At 65.6% G+C, this 15,942-nt stretch carries 19 protein-coding genes; 6 read left to right on the top strand and 13 right to left on the bottom strand.

Features of this window, described 5'->3' with window-relative positions; translation table 11 throughout:
* The first annotated feature begins 181 nt into the window (after nucleotides 1-181).
* Both HCO70_RS14730 and HCO70_RS14725 read left to right on the top strand, forming a co-directional pair.
* A complete protein-coding gene (locus tag HCO70_RS14730) occupies nucleotides 182-1,270 on the top strand; it encodes a GSCFA domain-containing protein (protein WP_172297504.1) in 1,089 nt (362 codons plus the stop codon).
* A gap of 200 nt (nucleotides 1,271-1,470) precedes the next feature.
* Nucleotides 1,471-2,046 (top strand): hypothetical protein, encoded by a 576-nt coding sequence (locus HCO70_RS14725; protein ID WP_172297502.1) that lies wholly within the window; start codon nucleotides 1,471-1,473, stop codon nucleotides 2,044-2,046.
* A 92-nt stretch (nucleotides 2,047-2,138) separates the two neighbouring features.
* Here HCO70_RS14725 and HCO70_RS14720 read toward each other — a convergent pair whose 3' ends face one another.
* Both HCO70_RS14720 and HCO70_RS14715 read right to left on the bottom strand, forming a co-directional pair.
* Nucleotides 2,139-2,639 (bottom strand): GNAT family N-acetyltransferase, encoded by a 501-nt coding sequence (locus HCO70_RS14720; protein ID WP_172297500.1) that lies wholly within the window; start codon nucleotides 2,637-2,639, stop codon nucleotides 2,139-2,141.
* A gap of 6 nt (nucleotides 2,640-2,645) precedes the next feature.
* Nucleotides 2,646-3,776, bottom strand: coding sequence for an S-(hydroxymethyl)glutathione dehydrogenase/class III alcohol dehydrogenase (locus HCO70_RS14715; protein WP_172297498.1), 1,131 nt, complete (start codon nucleotides 3,774-3,776; stop codon nucleotides 2,646-2,648).
* 167 nt (nucleotides 3,777-3,943) lie between these two features.
* Between HCO70_RS14715 and HCO70_RS14710 the strand changes: the two genes are divergently transcribed.
* On the top strand, nucleotides 3,944-4,222 hold the full coding sequence (locus HCO70_RS14710; protein WP_172297496.1) for an I78 family peptidase inhibitor: 279 nt from the start codon (nucleotides 3,944-3,946) through the stop codon (nucleotides 4,220-4,222).
* Between the two features lie 45 nt (nucleotides 4,223-4,267).
* Here HCO70_RS14710 and HCO70_RS14705 read toward each other — a convergent pair whose 3' ends face one another.
* Entirely contained in the window at nucleotides 4,268-4,699 is a 432-nt protein-coding gene (locus tag HCO70_RS14705) for a cytochrome c (protein WP_172297494.1), read from the bottom strand.
* 171 nt (nucleotides 4,700-4,870) lie between these two features.
* Here HCO70_RS14705 and HCO70_RS14700 point away from each other — a divergent pair, with 171 nt between their 5' ends.
* Both HCO70_RS14700 and HCO70_RS14695 read left to right on the top strand, forming a co-directional pair.
* On the top strand, nucleotides 4,871-6,538 hold the full coding sequence (locus HCO70_RS14700; protein WP_172298237.1) for a DNA polymerase Y family protein: 1,668 nt from the start codon (nucleotides 4,871-4,873) through the stop codon (nucleotides 6,536-6,538).
* Between the two features lie 542 nt (nucleotides 6,539-7,080).
* Nucleotides 7,081-7,428: a DUF2794 domain-containing protein gene (locus tag HCO70_RS14695; RefSeq protein WP_172297492.1), complete on the top strand. Its 348-nt coding sequence runs from the start codon at nucleotides 7,081-7,083 to the stop codon at nucleotides 7,426-7,428.
* Here HCO70_RS14695 and HCO70_RS14690 read toward each other — a convergent pair whose 3' ends face one another.
* The 4 genes from HCO70_RS14690 to HCO70_RS14675 all read right to left on the bottom strand — a co-directional run bounded on the left by HCO70_RS14690 (nucleotide 7,429) and on the right by HCO70_RS14675 (nucleotide 10,190).
* Nucleotides 7,429-7,620 carry a hypothetical protein gene (locus tag HCO70_RS14690; protein ID WP_172297490.1) on the bottom strand — a complete coding sequence of 64 codons (192 nt, stop codon included), beginning with the start codon at nucleotides 7,618-7,620 and terminating at the stop codon, nucleotides 7,429-7,431. It lies immediately after the preceding gene.
* 31 nt (nucleotides 7,621-7,651) lie between these two features.
* Nucleotides 7,652-8,299: an HAD family phosphatase gene (locus tag HCO70_RS14685; RefSeq protein ID WP_172297488.1), complete on the bottom strand. Its 648-nt coding sequence runs from the start codon at nucleotides 8,297-8,299 to the stop codon at nucleotides 7,652-7,654.
* Between the two features lie 114 nt (nucleotides 8,300-8,413).
* Nucleotides 8,414-8,980, bottom strand: a complete 567-nt coding sequence (rsmD, locus tag HCO70_RS14680; protein WP_172297486.1) for a 16S rRNA (guanine(966)-N(2))-methyltransferase RsmD — start codon at nucleotides 8,978-8,980, stop codon at nucleotides 8,414-8,416.
* A 4-nt stretch (nucleotides 8,981-8,984) separates the two neighbouring features.
* The gene (locus HCO70_RS14675) at nucleotides 8,985-10,190 is read right to left on the bottom strand and encodes an NAD(P)/FAD-dependent oxidoreductase (RefSeq protein ID WP_172297484.1); all 1,206 of its coding nucleotides are present in this window, start codon (nucleotides 10,188-10,190) and stop codon (nucleotides 8,985-8,987) included.
* 90 nt (nucleotides 10,191-10,280) lie between these two features.
* Here HCO70_RS14675 and HCO70_RS14670 point away from each other — a divergent pair, with 90 nt between their 5' ends.
* Nucleotides 10,281-10,772 carry a peroxiredoxin gene (locus HCO70_RS14670; RefSeq protein ID WP_172297482.1) on the top strand — a complete coding sequence of 164 codons (492 nt, stop codon included), beginning with the start codon at nucleotides 10,281-10,283 and terminating at the stop codon, nucleotides 10,770-10,772.
* Nucleotides 10,773-10,900: 128 nt separating this feature from the next.
* Here the strand turns inward: HCO70_RS14670 and HCO70_RS14665 are convergent, their stop codons facing one another.
* The 6 genes from HCO70_RS14665 to HCO70_RS14640 all read right to left on the bottom strand — a co-directional run.
* Nucleotides 10,901-11,755, bottom strand: a complete 855-nt coding sequence (locus HCO70_RS14665) for a mechanosensitive ion channel family protein (RefSeq protein WP_172297480.1) — start codon at nucleotides 11,753-11,755, stop codon at nucleotides 10,901-10,903.
* Nucleotides 11,752-12,045: a 4a-hydroxytetrahydrobiopterin dehydratase gene (locus tag HCO70_RS14660; RefSeq protein WP_172297478.1), complete on the bottom strand. Its 294-nt coding sequence runs from the start codon at nucleotides 12,043-12,045 to the stop codon at nucleotides 11,752-11,754. The genes HCO70_RS14665 and HCO70_RS14660 overlap by 4 nt, the downstream gene beginning before the upstream one ends.
* Complete coding sequence (locus HCO70_RS14655; RefSeq protein ID WP_172297476.1) at nucleotides 12,042-13,229, bottom strand: GNAT family N-acetyltransferase; 1,188 nt, start codon at nucleotides 13,227-13,229, stop codon at nucleotides 12,042-12,044. Before HCO70_RS14655 ends, HCO70_RS14660 begins: the two co-directional genes overlap by 4 nt.
* Nucleotides 13,230-13,280: 51 nt before the next feature.
* The gene (locus HCO70_RS14650; RefSeq protein WP_172297474.1) at nucleotides 13,281-14,036 is read right to left on the bottom strand and encodes a glycerophosphodiester phosphodiesterase family protein; all 756 of its coding nucleotides are present in this window, start codon (nucleotides 14,034-14,036) and stop codon (nucleotides 13,281-13,283) included.
* Nucleotides 14,033-14,497, bottom strand: coding sequence for a RidA family protein (locus HCO70_RS14645; RefSeq protein ID WP_172297472.1), 465 nt, complete (start codon nucleotides 14,495-14,497; stop codon nucleotides 14,033-14,035). The genes HCO70_RS14650 and HCO70_RS14645 overlap by 4 nt, the downstream gene beginning before the upstream one ends.
* 220 nt (nucleotides 14,498-14,717) lie before the next feature.
* Nucleotides 14,718-15,942, bottom strand: a 1,225-nt coding sequence (locus tag HCO70_RS14640; protein ID WP_172297470.1) for an HlyD family type I secretion periplasmic adaptor subunit, incomplete at its 5' end; no start/stop codon positions are given.

The following is a 15,942-nucleotide window of genomic DNA, read 5'->3' as shown; positions in this document are numbered from 1 at the left end:
GTCAGCTGCGCGGCAATAGGGCTGAAACATTCGCTATTGGCCAGGTCCGGAGGGCGGCAGGACTGCAACTTGGATGTGCAAAAAACAAACGGCCCGTGACTTGGCGCAGCCCCGCGTGTTAATCCGGACTCCGAAAAACGGGAGACCGGAGCAAGCCGGACTCTCCGGCGGGGCGTAATGAATGAGTGAATCTGCAAACCCATATGGCAACCTGCCTGGCGAAGCCTTCTGGAAGTCCGGCGTGTCCGAAACGTCGCCGACCGAAATGTTTCCAATCTACCGGAACAAATGGAAGATACCCGATGGCGCACGCATCGTGACCGCTGGAAGCTGTTTCGCCCAGCACATTGCGCGCCACCTTCGTCAGCGGGGCGTGGAAGTCGTGGACGAAGAGCCCGCTCCACTGACGCTTCCTCCGGAGAGACACCAGGCATATGGCTTTTCGATGTATTCCGGCCGTTATGGCAACATCTACACGACGGCGCAGCTACTGCAGCTGGCACGCGAGGCGCTTGAGGGCGCAGTGCCGCAGGACATCGTGTGGGAGCGCGGGGGAAGGTATTTCGATGCCTTGCGTCCGGCTGTCGAACCGGAGGGACTGGAAAGTCCCGAAGAGGTTCTGGAGCACCGCAGGTATCACGTCGGGAAAGTGCGGGAAATCTTCCTCGATGCCGATGTCATCGTTTTCACGCTGGGTCTGACGGAAGCCTGGCAGAATGCCGAGTACGGAACCGTCTATCCCACGGCACCGGGGACGATTGCCGGCAGCTACGATCCCGAGCGCTACGTCTTTCGCAACTACCGCGTGAACGAGGTACTGGACGATTTTCTGGCCTTTCAGCAACTACTGACCCGGGCTCGCGGGTCACGCCCGGCTCTGCGGTTCCTTCTGACCGTGTCGCCGGTTCCGTTGACCGCGACCGCTGGCGGAAATCACGTCCTGTCGGCCACGACCTACTCCAAGGCAGTTCTGCGGGCTGCGGCCGGTGAACTGGCACAAGACGATCCGTCGATCGATTATTTCCCGTCCTTCGAGATCATTACAAATCAGGCGGCCCGGGGAGAATTCTACGACACCAACCTGCGCACTGTGCGTTCCGAAGGTGTCGAGGCGGTGATGAAGGTCTTTTTCGCGGCCCATTCCAACCTTGCTGCAACGTCCGGCAAGACCAGAAAGGCGATGAAAGGCAAACAGAACGCAGAGGCGATGAGGCTGGCGGAAGAAGATATCGCCTGCGAAGAAGCCGTGTTGGAGGCCTTTGGCCGGTGAAGAAGATACTCTGCTGCGGATACTCCCACGTCGGGAGCGCGAAGAAGGAATTGAGGGCTTTCCTTGAGCGGAACCTCGACGGTTACGAGCTGGAACTGTTCAGGACGGCCGGCCCGATAAACCGCGCCTGGAGCGCAAAGGGCGGGCGCTATGAGGTCGATGGAACCGTGGTCCGCAGATCCGGCGGGCACGAGCCCGACATGCGCGATCTTGCCGATTACGAATTGGTGCTGTTCATCGGTCAGTGGACCAACCCGAGAACGTTGTTCTCCGGCGATTTCGACTGGTCGCAACCGATCTCGCAGACCCTGCTCTCGGAAAGCATGCGAAGGGCAGTCGAGATGCCTACGGTCATGAGCCGCAACGGGCCGGTGGCCTTTCTGAACGAACCGCTGATCAGCTTTCCTGGATTGGCACCCTGTCCTACGATTCTGATACCGGATCCTGCGCCTTGCGATGAAACGTATGTGAATGCGCCGATGCGCGTGAAACTGGCCTACCGGGACGCCATCAAGGCGGTCTGCGAGGAACGGAACGTCATCGTTTCACCTCAGGCTGAGCGTACCCTGACGCCTGAACTCTCCACGCCGCAGAAATTCCTTCGGCGAGAGAATGACCTGATGCATATGGGCGACGAGTACTGGAGGATTCAGCTTGAAGACGTCGCCGGCCCGCTGATCCTGGAGGCGGTTGCAGGCTCGTACGACGGGGCGCCTCGCCGAATTACAGGCCCCGGAAGGATAATGCAGCATATCCGCAAGTGGAATCAGGCCTGACCGCGATGTTCATCACACATTCCGGGACGACGGGACGAAAAAGGGCCTAGTCGGCATTGCCCGCAGGGCTGGCCCTGCGAGTTGCTGTCAGGTCAGTCTGTCAGAGTCCTGAACATCACCAGCGCATCGACGTAACCTTGCTGAGGATGCAGGAACGCGCCCGGCAGGCGGCCGGCGATCTGGAAGCCTGCGCGCTCCCACGTATCGATGGCGCGGGTGTTGGTGGAGACGACGAAGTTGTACTGCATCGCGCGGAAGCCTCGGGTCCGGGCCTCTTCCAGCGAATGGGCGAGGAGGGCGCGGGCGACGCCCTTGCCGCGCGCCTGCGGCGCGGTGCAGTAGCCGGCGTTGCAGACATGGGTGCCACCGCCCTTCTGGTTGGGTTTCAGGTAGGAGGTACCGAGGATCTCTCCGTCGAGTTCCGCGACGAAATTCGACGCGCCGGCGGGGCGCCAGTAGGCGAAGCCGCCTTCGCGGCCCCCGTTCGGGTCGGCGGTGAAGGTGTCGCCCGCCTCGATGGCGGGCTTCAGGACGGCCCAGATGGCGTCGTCATCCTCCGGGGTGGCGGGGCGGATCGTCAGCTGGGCCGTCATTTGTGCTTAATAGAGCACCACCGACCGGATCGATTCACCGGCATGCATCAGGTCGAAGCCCTTGTTGATGTCGTCGAGCGGCATGGTGTGGGTGATCATCGGGTCGATCTCGATCTTTCCGTCCATGTACCAGTCGACGATCTTCGGCACGTCGGTGCGGCCGCGCGCGCCGCCGAAGGCGGTGCCTTTCCAGACGCGGCCGGTGACCAGCTGGAACGGGCGGGTGGAGATCTCTGCCCCCGCCGCCGCGACGCCGATGATGATGGACTCGCCCCAGCCGCGGTGGGCGCATTCCAGCGCCTGCCGCATCACGGTGGTATTGCCGGTGCAGTCGAAGCTGTAATCGGCGCCGCCGATCAGGTCGCCCCGGCGCTTCGTCAGGTTGACGATGTAGGGGACGATATCCTCGTCCAGTTCCTTCGGGTTGACGAAATGGGTCATGCCGAACTTCTCGGCCATTTCCTTTTTCGCCGGGTTCAGGTCGACGCCGATGATCATGTCGGCGCCGGCCAGCCTAAGGCCCTGGATCACGTTCAGACCGATGCCGCCGAGGCCGAAAACCACTGCTGTAGAGCCTATTTCGACCTTCGCGGTGTTGATCACCGCGCCGATGCCGGTGGTGACGCCGCAGCCGATGTAGCAGATCTTGTCGAAGGGCGCGTCCTCGCGGACCTTGGCCACCGCGATCTCCGGCAGGACGGTGTGGTTCGAGAAGGTCGAGCAGCCCATGTAGTGCAGGATCGGGTCGCCATCGAGCGTGGTGAAGCGGCTGGTGCCGTCGGGCATGACGCCCTGGCCCTGCGTCGCGCGGATCGAGGTGCAGAGGTTGGTCTTGCCGGAGGTGCAGGAATAGCACTCGCGGCATTCGGGGGTGTAGAGCGGAATCACGTGGTCGCCGGGCTTCACGGTGGTGACGCCTTCGCCCACCTCCATCACGACGCCTGCACCTTCATGGCCGAGGATGGCGGGGAACAGCCCCTCGGGGTCCGCGCCGGACAGGGTGAACTCGTCGGTGTGGCAGATGCCGGTGGCCTTGATCTCTACCAAGACCTCTCCGGCACGGGGGCCGTCGAGATTAACGTCCATGATTTCAAGCGGTTTGCCTGCTGCGGTGGCGACGGCGGCGCGGGTCTTCATAAGCAACCTCCCTGGAACGGTGTCTGACCGGACCCTGTGCCAACGGGCGGGTATTTGCAACTCGCCAATGGCCGGGGGTGATATGTACGCTCGACGCGTCTACATTTGCGGCAAGGGCCCTCCCCGGCGGGCTCATTTCATTTGCCGACAGATTTTGGGAGGTCCCCATGAAACACATTGCTTTCGCCGTCGTCGCAACCGCTGCCGGTCTTCTGGCCGGGTGCACCGAAAAGGCGACAATGCCCGACGGGTCGCCGGACACCTGCGGCGCGTCGCAGTATCAGTATCTGATGGGAGCGACGGCGCAGGAAGTCGAGGCGATTGAGTTCACGCAGCCGGTCCGGGTGATTCCGCATGACGGCATCGTGACGCTGGACTTCAACGAGAAACGCCTGAATTTCAATCTGAGCGAGGCAGGGATCGTCGAGATGATCTCCTGCGGCTAGGCCGCGAAAGGGCGGTCCGCCGGTGTACCGGCGGACCTATCCTTTTTACTCGCGGTATGTGCGGTGGCAGGCCATGCAGGTCGGGCCGATTGCCTGCATCGCGGCGCCGATGTCTTCGGCAGTTGTTATCGAACCGGCGGCAGAAGCGGCCGCAGCCTCGAGATCGGCGGCCTTGGCCGTGAAGTCATCCCAGTTCGCCCAGATTTCGGGCTTTGCCTCCGAATCCGGATCGTCTTCCTCCGGTTCGAAAAGGGCCGGGACCATTGCGGCCTGCTCGGCCATGGCTGTCGCCGCCGCCTGCGCGGCGGCGGCATCGAAGGCGGTCTCGCCCTTGGCCATGTCGCCCAGAACCTTTGTGCTCATCCCGATGGTCTTCATCGCGTCCTGTCTCGCGACGACGGCGGGGTTTTCCGCGGCGATGGCGGCCGTGGCGGCGAGGATCAATGTGGCGCCCAGAATGCGGGTGCTGGTCTTCATATGGCTTACTCCTATGGTTCGCTGCGGTGCAGCTTAGGCGGGGTTTGTAAACCTGTGAAACAGCTCTTCATAAAATACGCGTGATCTCAGCGGGGTATCGCGACTCGACTCCCCGGCCCGACTCGGCGTATTTTGGAACAAAGTGTGAACATCCAGTTTCCTGTGCCAGCCATGCCCGCCCGCCGCATCCTGTCCATCTGGTTCCCGAGGCTTGCCGCCGAGCGGCTGATGCGCATGGATCCGGGTCTGGCGGAGCAGCCTTTCGCGGTGGTCGAGGACCGGCAGAACCAGCAGATGCTGATGTCGCTGTCCGCCGCCGCCTCGATGGAGGGGCTGCGGCCCGCGCAGCCGCTGCGCGATGCGCAGGCGATGTGCCCGCGGCTGCTGACCCGGCTGGCGAACCGTCCGGCGGATGCGGCGTTCCTGACCGCGCTGCGGCGCTGGGCGGGCAAGTTTTCCCCATGGGTGGCGGAGGAGGCGCCCGAGGGGCTGATCCTGGACATTTCCGGCTGCGCGCATCTGTTCGGGGGCGAGGAAAAGCTGATCGCGCAGGTCGAGGAAGACTGCCGCGACCTTGGCCTGAGCGTGCGGCTGGGAATCGCCGGGACGGTGGGTGCGGCCTGGGGGCTGGCGCGTTACGCGGGCGAGACGCCGGAAGCGGTGCGGTCGGGCGACGCCATCGATCAGGAGGCGCCGGCGACACGGGCGCGCGCGGCGAAGCGGCGGCACTGGGAGCGCGGCGGCCCGGCGCCGCGGCGCGCCGGGGCGGAGCGGCCGGTCTGCCGGATCGCGCCGGAAGGGCGGATGCATACGGTGCTGGCGCCGTTGCCGATGGCGGCGCTGCGGGTGGATGACGAGACGGTGGCGAGCCTGGCGCGGCTTGGCCTGCGCAAGGTGGGCGATCTGCTGGGCATGCCGCGCGCGGCGCTGGCGCGGCGGTTCGGCCAGCCGCTGGTGGCGCAGCTGGACCGGGCGCTGGGTTCGGCGCCCGAGCCGGTTTCGCCCGCGAGGCCCGCGGCGGTCTTCGCGGTGCGGCTGACGCTGCCCGACCCGATCGGGCTGGACGAGGATGTGATGGCCGCGGTCGACCGGCTGCTGCCGGAGCTGGAAAAGCGGCTGAAGGCGAAGGGGCGGGCGGCGCGGCGGATCCTGCTGCAGTTCTTCCGGAGCGATTCGACGATGCAGACGATCGAGCTGGGGCTGGCGCGCGCCTCGGCCGATCCGGATCGGATACGACCGCTGATCGTGCTGAAGCTGGGGGATGTCGATGCCGGGTTCGGAATCGACTGCGTGCGGCTGGAGGCGGTGCTGACCGAGGTGCTGCAGGTCCGGCAGTTCCGGGGACAGCTGCAGGCGACCGAGGACGCGATGGCGCGGATGGCCTCGGACACGCGGATGGACGACCTGATCGGGCGGCTGGGTTCGCGGATCGGGATGGAGGGAATCACGCGGATGCACCCGGCGGACAGCCATATTCCCGAGAAGACCGCGCACAAGGTGGCGGCGGCGTGGTCGGAGGCGGCGAAGGACTGGCCGCATCCGCCGACGCCACGGCCGCTGATGATGTGGCCGCCGGAGCCGGTGACGACGGAGGCATCGGGGGGCGCGCGGGCGCGGCTGGGCGGGACGATCCGCTGGCGGCGGCGGGATCTGAGCGTGCTCTCGGCCCGGGGACCGGAACGGATCGCGCCGGAATGGTGGCTGGACGACCCGGCCTGGCGCAGCGGGGTCCGGGATTACTGGGACGTGGTGGTCAGCTCGGGCGAGCGGCTGTGGATCTACTACGCCCACGGCGGGGCGATGTCGGGCGGGTGGTTCTGTCAGGGGCGGTTCGCCTGAGCGTCCGCATGCGGACCAGGTCTGAAAAACAGGATCAGAAAAGCAGAATGGCCCGCCACGAAGGGCGGGCCTGTCTGATGGTGAGCACCCTGGCGATCCGGACTGGGTGGGGGCTATGATGCCGGGCCGCCAGGGAAATAGTTACTCGCTCACTGGGATCTGTATCGCCCGCCTTCGCGGCGGCAGCATGAACGGCCCGCGACCGGAGAGAGGTCATTTTCGGGCAAGAACGGGGCTGATGCGAAATGACGGACCGGAAATCAACCGTTGGGAGAACGGGCTGATCCGCAACAAAAAACCCGCCTCGAAAGGCGGGTTCGTGAAGCGGGCGGACCGGCGGAAAGGGGGTCTGGGTGGGGGCTATGATCCTCCTGTCCAACCGGGCCGCTCGCGACAGTTCGAGATATGCTGACGCATAAAGGCAGAGACATGAAACCTGTTGGCCCGGACGGTGGCCATTTTGTGTCAGGAATCTGGCGCGCGAATTCTTGCCCTGCGGCAGACGCTTGATTTCGGATCAAACTGCCGCCAAGCTTCGGCTCATGACAGTTCTGACCCCGAGCTCGTTCCCCGCATCGCAGCGGATACCCGAGCAGGTTTCGTTCGATCGCAAGGAGCTGGGAATCATCCTTGGGCTCTATGGCCGGATGGTCGCGGCCGGAGAATGGCGCGACTACGGGATTTCCAGCCTGACGGAGGTAGCCGTGTTCTCGGTGTTCCGCCGCACGGCGGAGCGGCCCCTGTACCGCATCGAAAAACGCCCCCGGCTGAGACATCGTCAGGGGCTTTATTCTGTCATCGGCCTGGACGGGCAGATCCTGAAGCGCGGCCACGACCTGAAGACGGTGCTGCGCGTGCTGGAGCGCAAGCTGATCCGGGCGGTAAAGTAGCTAACTCTTGAACCAGGCGTCGCCGGCGTGGTCGCGGTCTTCGCGCCAGCGGGTCACGAATTCCGGCTCGCCGCCGGGCGCGATCAGGATATCGGTCATCAGAAGCGGCCCCGAGCGGCGTTTCGGCTGCGGCGCGGTGGTGGCCTGCGGCTCTGGCTGCGCGGCGAAGAGATCGGCGAAGGCGGCGAACATGGGCGGGATGGTAGCCGAAGCCGCGTCTGGATCAAAGCCCGAGGCGCGCGGGCAGCTCGGCCATATCGTGGAACACCTCTGCGCCGACCGAGGAGAGGCGGGCATCGTCGCCGTCAGCCGCGAAGCCTAGAGTGCGCATCCCTGCCGCCACCCCGGCGCGGCAGCCTGAGGGGCTGTCGTCGATGACCGCGCAATCGGCGGGAGCAACGCCGGCATCCTTCGCCGCGGCGAGGAAGATGGTGGGGTCAGGCTTGGCCGCGCCGTAGGTATGCGCGGAATAGAGACGGTTTTTCACCCGTTCGTAGAGCGCGGGATGCTGGCTGAGGGTGATCTGCATCTTCCGCTCGCTGCCGTTCGATCCGACCGCAAAGGGAATGCCGGCGGCGTCGAGGCGGTCCATCACCGCCTGCACGCCCGGGATCAGCGGCGTGCCTTCGGCGAGGCGGGCATACATCCGCTCGTACATCTCATCGACCCAGCCTTCGGGAAGGTCGATGCCCATCTCGCGCGCCTTGTCTCCGGCGGCGGCGAGAGTGCCGCCGGTGAACAGCCGGTCGGCAGTCTCGAGCGTGAGGTCGAGGCCGCGCGGCGCGAAATCCTCGCGCAGGAGATCGAGGGTGGCAGGCTCGCTGTCGACCAGCACGCCGTCGCAGTCGAAGATGACGAAGGAGGGTTTCATGGGCGGTTCATTTCATCGAACTGGGTGTTGCTGGAGGGTGCGGAGGGGGCTCTGCCCCCCGCCCTGCGGGCTCCCCCGGGATATTTTGGACCAGAAGAAGCAGGGGATCATGCATCACCCGGAGGTGTAGCTGAGGAAGGTGACGTGGGTGTCGCCGTAGCGGCGCGATTCGAGAAGGGTGAAGCCATCGGGGGGCTGTTGCGGCGCGTTTTCCTCCCACACGATAAGCGCGGAGGGGGCGAGCCAGTTGCCGGTGCGGGCGGCGGCGAGGGCCTTTTCGCCAAGCCCTTTGCCGTAGGGCGCGTCGAGGAAGACGAGGGTGAAGGGCGCGGTCTGGCAGTCGCCGAGTTTCGTGGCATCGCGGCGGTAGAGTTTGACCTGGCCGCCGGTTTTCGTCAGCGCGGTGTTCTCGCGGATCAGGGCGCGGGCCTTGTTGCCGTCGTCGACGAAGGTGGCATGGGCGGCGCCGCGCGACAGCGCCTCGAACCCCAGCGCGCCGGTTCCGGCGAAGAGGTCGAGCACGCGGGCGTCGGTGAGCGGATCATCGTAATGGCCGCCGGTCAGTGTGTTGAAGAGCGATTCGCGCACCCGGTCGGCGGTGGGACGCAGATGCGCGGCCGCGTCGCCCTTGCCGACCGAAGCCAGACGCAGCCCGCGCATGGTCCCGGCGATGATGCGCATGACATCAGCCTCTAAGCAGGGTTTTCAGCTCGGTCTCGGGGTCGGCGATGGCGTCCGGATCGGGGGTCTTTCCCATTTCCAGCAGGCGCTTGCCGACCATGTAGCTGCGCGCGTCGTTCATTGCGTCGACGGCGAGGAACTGGTCGCCCTTGAAGTACCAGAACGAGATGTTCGCGCCCTCGCCGCGGGTGATGATGCGATCATAGCCGGTGGAAAGACCGGCGATCTGCAGCTTGCAGTCGTACTGGTCGGACCAGAACCACGGGTAGGGGATGTAATCCTTGTCGGCGCCCAGCATGTTCTCGGCCACGCATTCGGCCTGGTCGATGGCGTTCTGCACGGATTCGAGGCGGATGCGCTGGCCCTTGTAGGGGAAGGAGGCGCAGTCGCCTGCGGACCAGATGTGCTCATCAGAGGTGCGGCCACGGGCATCGGTCCTGATGCCGTTCTCGATCTCCAACTCGCAGGCCTCGGCCAGCGCGGTGGCGGGGGCGATGCCGATGCCGACGACGACCACGTCGACGGGCAGTTCCTCGCCATGGCTGAGGATGGCGGAGCGGACCTCGGCGTCGCCGGTGAGCTTCTGCAGGCCGACGCCCTCGCGGATGTCGACGCCGTGGTCCCGGTGCAGCTTGCGGAAATAGTCGGAGGTTTCCGGCGATGCGACGCGCTGCAGGATGCGGTCGGCCATTTCGACGACGGTGACCTCCATGCCGGACTTGCGGGCGACGGCGGCGGCTTCGAGGCCGATATAGCCGCCACCGACCACGAGGCATCTGGCGCCTTCCCGGAAGGTGGGTGCCATCGCGTCGACATCGGCAAGGGTGCGGACGGTGAAGACGTTGCCGAGATCGCCGCCGATCGCGGCGGGGAGGCGGCGGGGGATCGAGCCGGTGGTCAGGGCGAGCTGGCCATAGGGGATCTTGCGGTCGCCTGCGATGACGACGCGGTCGGTGCGGTCGATGGTGTCGACATGGAGGCCGGTCAGAACCTCGATATCGTTTTCCTGGTAGAAGGAGGCGGGGCGGAGGTAGAGGCGTTCCTTTTCGGAGTCGCCGAGGAGGTAGGCCTTGGACAGCGGCGGGCGTTCGTAAGGGAGCGCGGGTTCCTCGCCGATCAGGGTGATCTTGCCGGCGAAGCCCTGCTTGCGCAGCCTTGCCACCAGTGACGCGCCGGCCTGCCCGGCGCCTATCACCACGATGTCGTCCATTTGCCTCTCCCTGCTCCGGTATCGCTGGTATCCCGCGACGCACCTCGTATATCGTCGCGGCAAGGAAACGCAAATCGGGAAGGGCCTGACATGGCTTTGGAAGTTGGCGCGACGTATCCTGCGGGAACGGTACTTACGACGGGGCCGGACGGGCGGCCTGTGGCGGTGGAACTGGGCGAGAAGCTGACCGGGCGCAAGGTGGTGATCTTCGCGCTGCCGGGGGCGTTCACCGGGACCTGCTCGACGGCGCATATGCCAAGTTTCGTGCGGACGGCGGATGCGCTGCGCGGCAAGGGCGTGGACGAGGTGATCTGCCTGTCGGTGAACGATCCCTTCACGCTGTCGGCCTGGGGCACGCAGCTGGGCGCCGACGGGGCCGGGATCACCATGCTGGCGGATGCCGGCGGAGAGGTGACCAAGGAGCTGGGTCAGGATTTCACCGCGCCGCCCGCCGGGCTGTATGGCCGGTCGAAACGGTACGTCGTGGTGGTCGAGGACGGGACGATCACCCATGTCGGCGCGGAGCCGAACCCGGGCGAATGCAGCGTGTCGTCGGGGGAGGCGGTGCTGGAGGTTCTTTGAATTAGCTGAGGTAAGCGGGGCGCTGGTGCGCACGCTTATCGCTGCGGTTGGAGAGGCGACGCTTCCGGTTGGGAGTGTCGCCTTTGTCTTTGTGGGTGGTCAGCTTCCGGCTCACCAGAGCGGATGCGCTATTCCGCGGAGGCGTTGACGAGGGTGCGGGTCGGGAACGGGATTTCGACGCCGCCGGCGTCGAGCGCTTCCTTTACCCTGCGCTTCATGTCGGCCTGGTAGGCGAAGAAGTCGGACGAGGCCACCCAGACACGGACGAGGAAATCGACGGAGAAATCGCCGAGGTTGTTCACCTGGATGAAGGGCTCGGGCTCTTTCATCGAACGGGGATCGGCCATGATGGTGGAGATGATGATCTCTTCCGCCTTCTTCAGATCGGAACCGTAGGACACGCCAAAGGTCCATTCCGCGCGGCGGGTGGTGTAGACCGAGAAGTTCTGGATGGTGTTGCCCCAGACCTGGGCGTTCGGAACGATGGTCTGCGTGTTGCTGATCGTCGCGAGTTCCGTGTAGTTCAGCGTGATATCCTTGACCGTCCCCATCTCTCCGCCGACCTGGACGAAATCGCCGATCTTGATCGGGCGGAACATGATGATCATGACCCCTGCCGCGACGTTCGACAGGGTGCCCTGCAGCGCGAGACCGATGGCCAGACCGGCGGCACCCATGGCGGCGACCAGCGAGGTGGTCTGGAAGCCGAAGCGGTTGAGAACGAAGATCACCGTGACCGCAAGGATCGCGTAGCGGACGATTCCGGCGAGGAAGCTGAACAGGGTTTCGTCCAGCTTGGCATGGCGCAGGCTGAGGTTGCGTACCCGGCGCGAGGCCCAGCCGGCGATGACGAAGCCGAGCAGCAGGATGACGATGGCGGCAAGGATGTTGCCGAGGATAGACGCGAGGAACTCGATGGACAGGATATCGCCGATGGTCGTGCCGTCGGCGATCTCGGTATTCAGCAACTCGTCAAAATTCATGCCAGCGCGTCCATCTTCTCTGCCAGTTTCACATCCTTCTCGGTCAGCCCGCCCGCGTCATGGGTCGACAGCGTGACCTCGACCGTCTTGTAGACGTTGAACCATTCCGGGTGGTGGTTCCATTTCTCGGCCCAGATGGCAAGTTTCGTCATCCAGCCGAAGGCCTCGACGAAGTTTTTGAACTGGAACGTCTTTTGCAGCGCGTCGCGGTCATCTGCGAGCGTCCAGCCGTTTTCCAGAAGCGGCTTGAGGGCGGTGTCGCGGTCTGTGCCGGTGAGCTTGTCGGTCATTCGTCCTCCGTGTTGCAGGTCTTGCGGAACGGGCCGTAGCTGGTCAGCACCTCGATCTCCTGATCGACGGCGTCGCGCTCGGCCCGCAGGAATTCTTCCACCGCGTGGCGGAAATTCGGGTCGCCGATCCAGTGCAGGGAGTGGCAGTGCGACGGCATGTAGCCGCGCGCCAGCTTGTGTTCGCCCTGCGCTCCGGCCTCGACGCGGGCAAGGCCGTGCTGGATGGCGTAGTCGATGGCCTGGTAATAGCAGAGTTCGAAATGCAGGCAGGGGTGGTGTTCGGTGCAGCCCCAGTAGCGGCCATAGAGCACGTCGCGGCCGATGAAGTTCAGCGCACCGGCGACGTGGCGGCCATTGCGCTCGGCGAGGACAAGCAGGATGTCGTCGCGCAAGGTCTCCTGCGCCTCGTCGAAGAAGGCGCGGGTCAGGTAGGGGGAGCCCCATTTGCGGCTGCCGGTGTCCTGGTAGAAGCGCCAGAAGGCGTCCCAGTGCTCTGGCTGGATCTGGTCGCCGGTGAGCGCGAGGATCTCGCCGCCGAATTCCTGCGCGGTGCGGCGTTCCTTGCGGATGTTCTTGCGCTTGCGCGACGACAGGTCGGCGAGGAAGCCGTCGAAATCGGCATAGCCGCGGTTTTCCCAGTGGAACTGGTCCGAGAGGCGGTGCATCAGCCCCATCTGCTCGCCCGCCTCGGCCTCGGCGGCGGTGCAGAAGGTGATGTGGACGGTGGCGATGCCGTGTTCGGCGGCAAGCTGGACGGCGCCCTGGACGAGGGCGGATTGCCCCATCTCCTCCAGCCCCGGGCGGGTCAGCAGACGGCGACCGGTGGCGGGGGTGAAGGGAACGGCCATCTGCAGTTTCGGGTAATAGCGCCCGCCGGCGCGCTCGTAGGCATGGGCCCAGGAATGGTCGAAGATGTATTCGCCCTGGCTGTGGCCCTTGGCGTAGAGCGGCGCGGCGGCGATGATCTCGCCGTCCATTTCGGCGGTGAGATAGCGCGGCTGCCAGCCGGTGCCGCGGCCGACCGAACCCGAGCGTTCCAGCGCGTAGAGGAAGCGGTGGGTGGTGAAGGGGTCGTTTGGGCGACCGCCATCGGCGGCTTCGGGACAGGCACACGCATCCCAGTCCTCGGGCGCGATCTCCGCGAGGGTTTCGTGCACGGTAATTTCGATGCGTGTTTCGCGCATGCGCTCCGGTCCGGGGGATACGCTCCTATGATGGGGCCGGGGCGCGGGGCGTCAAGGGATCGCGGCGGCGTATCCCTCGAAGGTGATGTTGTCGGCTATTTTGCGGGCTTCCGCCTCGTCCGCGGGGTTGCGGACGGTCCAGCAGAGGATGCGGGCGCCATGCGCTTTCAGGTCGGCGACGCGGGGCATGGCGAGGCCGCTGTGCTGATGGCTGATGAAGGACGCGCCGGTGCGGTCGTAATCGGGAATGGCGTTCAGTTCGTCGAGGCGGCCTTGCGGGATGCCGGGCCAGTCTTCGGCGCGGTAGGGACAGGTGGTGAGGCCGATAGGGGTGCCGGGGGAGGCCTTGGCAAAGGCTGCGATGGAATGCGGGTTGAAGGCCATCACGGCGACGGGGCCTGTGTAGCCGTCGAGCGCGGCGGCGACGGCTTGTTCCAGCGGGCCGACATCGGGGCCGAGGACGCCGTCCTGGTCCTTGATCTCGATGAGGAGCGGGGTGCGGCCGTTCACCTGTGAGAGGACGGTGCTTAGGGTCGGGATCGGTTCGCCGTTGGCTAGGGTGATCTGTGCGAGGTCTGCCGTGGAGCGGTCGCGGACGAGGCCGGATTCGGAGGTGAGGCGGTCGAGCTCGTAGTCGTGAAACACCATCGCGCCGCCGTCGGACGACAGCTGGATATCCATCTCGATGCCGTAGCCCGCCGCGATGGCGGCCTCGAAGCTGGCGGGCGAGTTCTCGGGTACCCCGGCGCCGTGATAGCCGCGATGGGTTATGGGGGCGCCGAGGAAGGCGGCGGGCAGCGCGGTCATGCGATCTGGAAGATGCCTTCGATCTCGACCGCGACGCCCATCGGCAGGGAGCCGGCGGAGACGGCGGAGCGGGCGTGGCGGCCGGCATCGCCGAGGACTTCGACGAGGAAGTCGGAGCAGCCGTTGATCACCTGGGGCTGTTCGGTGAAATCGGGGGTCGAGTTGACGAAGCCGGTGAGCTTCACGACCTTGACCAGCCGGTCGAGGTTGCCGCCGCAGGCGGCGCGGACCTGGGTCAGGAGCTGGATGGCGCAGGTGCGGGCGGCGGCGGCGCCGGCGGCGGTGTCGAGCTCGGCGCCGAGCTTGCCGCTGATGCGGCCGGTCTCGTCCTGGGAGATCTGGCCGGAGACGAAGACCAGGTCACCGGCGGTGACGAAGGGGATGTAGTTGGCGGCGGGGGTCGAGGGGGTCGGCAGGGTGATGCCGAGCTCGGCCAGGCGCGATTCGATTTGTCCGGTCATGGGGGCCTCCGTTGGATTCGGGGGCAAGCTAGTCGATGCGGGGCGGGTTGGGAACAGGGGGCGTGCGGGGAGCGTCCCCATGGGGACGGGGGGTCAAGTGATTGATTTCAGGCGTGTTAGCGCAAACGTACGGGTGGGGACGCACGTGGCGCGGCGGAAGGTGACGTTATTGACCGGTCGGATATTGTGGGCAGATTGCCCACCCTACGATCTGTGCGGGTCAGCTTTCGCGGAAGGCTTTCGCGAAGTAGTCCGCCAGCGGCTTGACCAGATAGGCCAGAGGCGTGCGGTCGGCGGTGCGGATGAACGCCTGGACCGGCATGCCGGGGATCAGGGCGAGGCCCTCGGGGAGTTTTGCGAGTTCTTCCTCGGGCAGCTGGATCTCGGCGCGGTAATAGGTCTGGCCGGTGTTTTCCTCGACGAAAGCGTCGGCGGACAGCTGGACGACCTGGCCGTCAAGCTCCGGCGTGGTCCGGCTGTCGAAGGCGGAGAAGCGCAGGATGACGTTCTGGCCGACGAAGACCTCGTCGATATCCGTCGGATCGACCTGCACCGCGATGATAAGCGGACGATCCTGCGGGATCAGGTACATCAGCGGATCGGCGGCACGGATCACCGAGTTCGGGGTGTAGACCGTCATGCCGTAGACGATGCCGGAGGCGGGGGCGCGGATGTCGAGGCGGCTGAGCTGTTCCAGAAGCGAGCGGCGCTGTTCGGCGAGTTCCAGTTCGCGGTAGCCAAGGTCGCGGAGCTGGGTGATCGCGTCTTCGCGGCGCGTGGTGCCGAGCTTCAGGATTTCGATCTCGATTTCGGTGATGCGCTCCTGCGCCTCGCCGCGGCTGGCGGTGAGCTCGCCCATGTCGCCGGTCAGGTTCGATTCTTCCCGCTGCAGAGACAGCACGGTGCTGGCCGGGGCGAGGCCGCGGTCGAACAGGCTTTGCTGGTTCGCCAGTTCGCTGCGGATCAGTTCCAGCTGGCGGGCCAGCGATTCCTGCTGCGCATCGATGCCGGTGATCTGGGTCTCTATCTGGGTGCGGCGCTTCTGAAGCTGCTCGATCTCGCGCTGCATGGTCTCGTTGCGGGCTTCGAACAGGCGCGCCTGACCTTCCATCAGTTCGGCAACTTCCGGGCGGTTCGCGGCGATCTCGACAAGGTCGGCATCGAAGGTCACCGTCTCGGCCTCTTCCCGCTCTGATTCCAGCCGGCTGCCGCGTGCCATGAGTTCGAACAGCTGGCTTTCGACAATCGCCAGTTCGGACCGCAGCAGCGTCGGGTCGAGCCGCAGCAGAACGTCCCCCGCCTCGACCTCGTCGCCTTCATCGACGTCGATCTCGGAGACGACGCCGCCATCGGGATGCTGGACCACCTGGCGGTTCTGGTCGACCTCGACCTTGCCGGTTGCGACGACGGCGCCGGACAGTTCGGAAAACACCGCCCAGCCGCCG

The sequence above is a fragment of the Pseudoruegeria sp. HB172150 genome (assembly GCF_013184805.1).
GTDB lineage: Bacteria > Pseudomonadota > Alphaproteobacteria > Rhodobacterales > Rhodobacteraceae > Psychromarinibacter.
The sequence above is the reverse complement of the archived record's forward strand: the minus strand, read 5'-3'. Positions and strand labels throughout refer to the sequence as shown.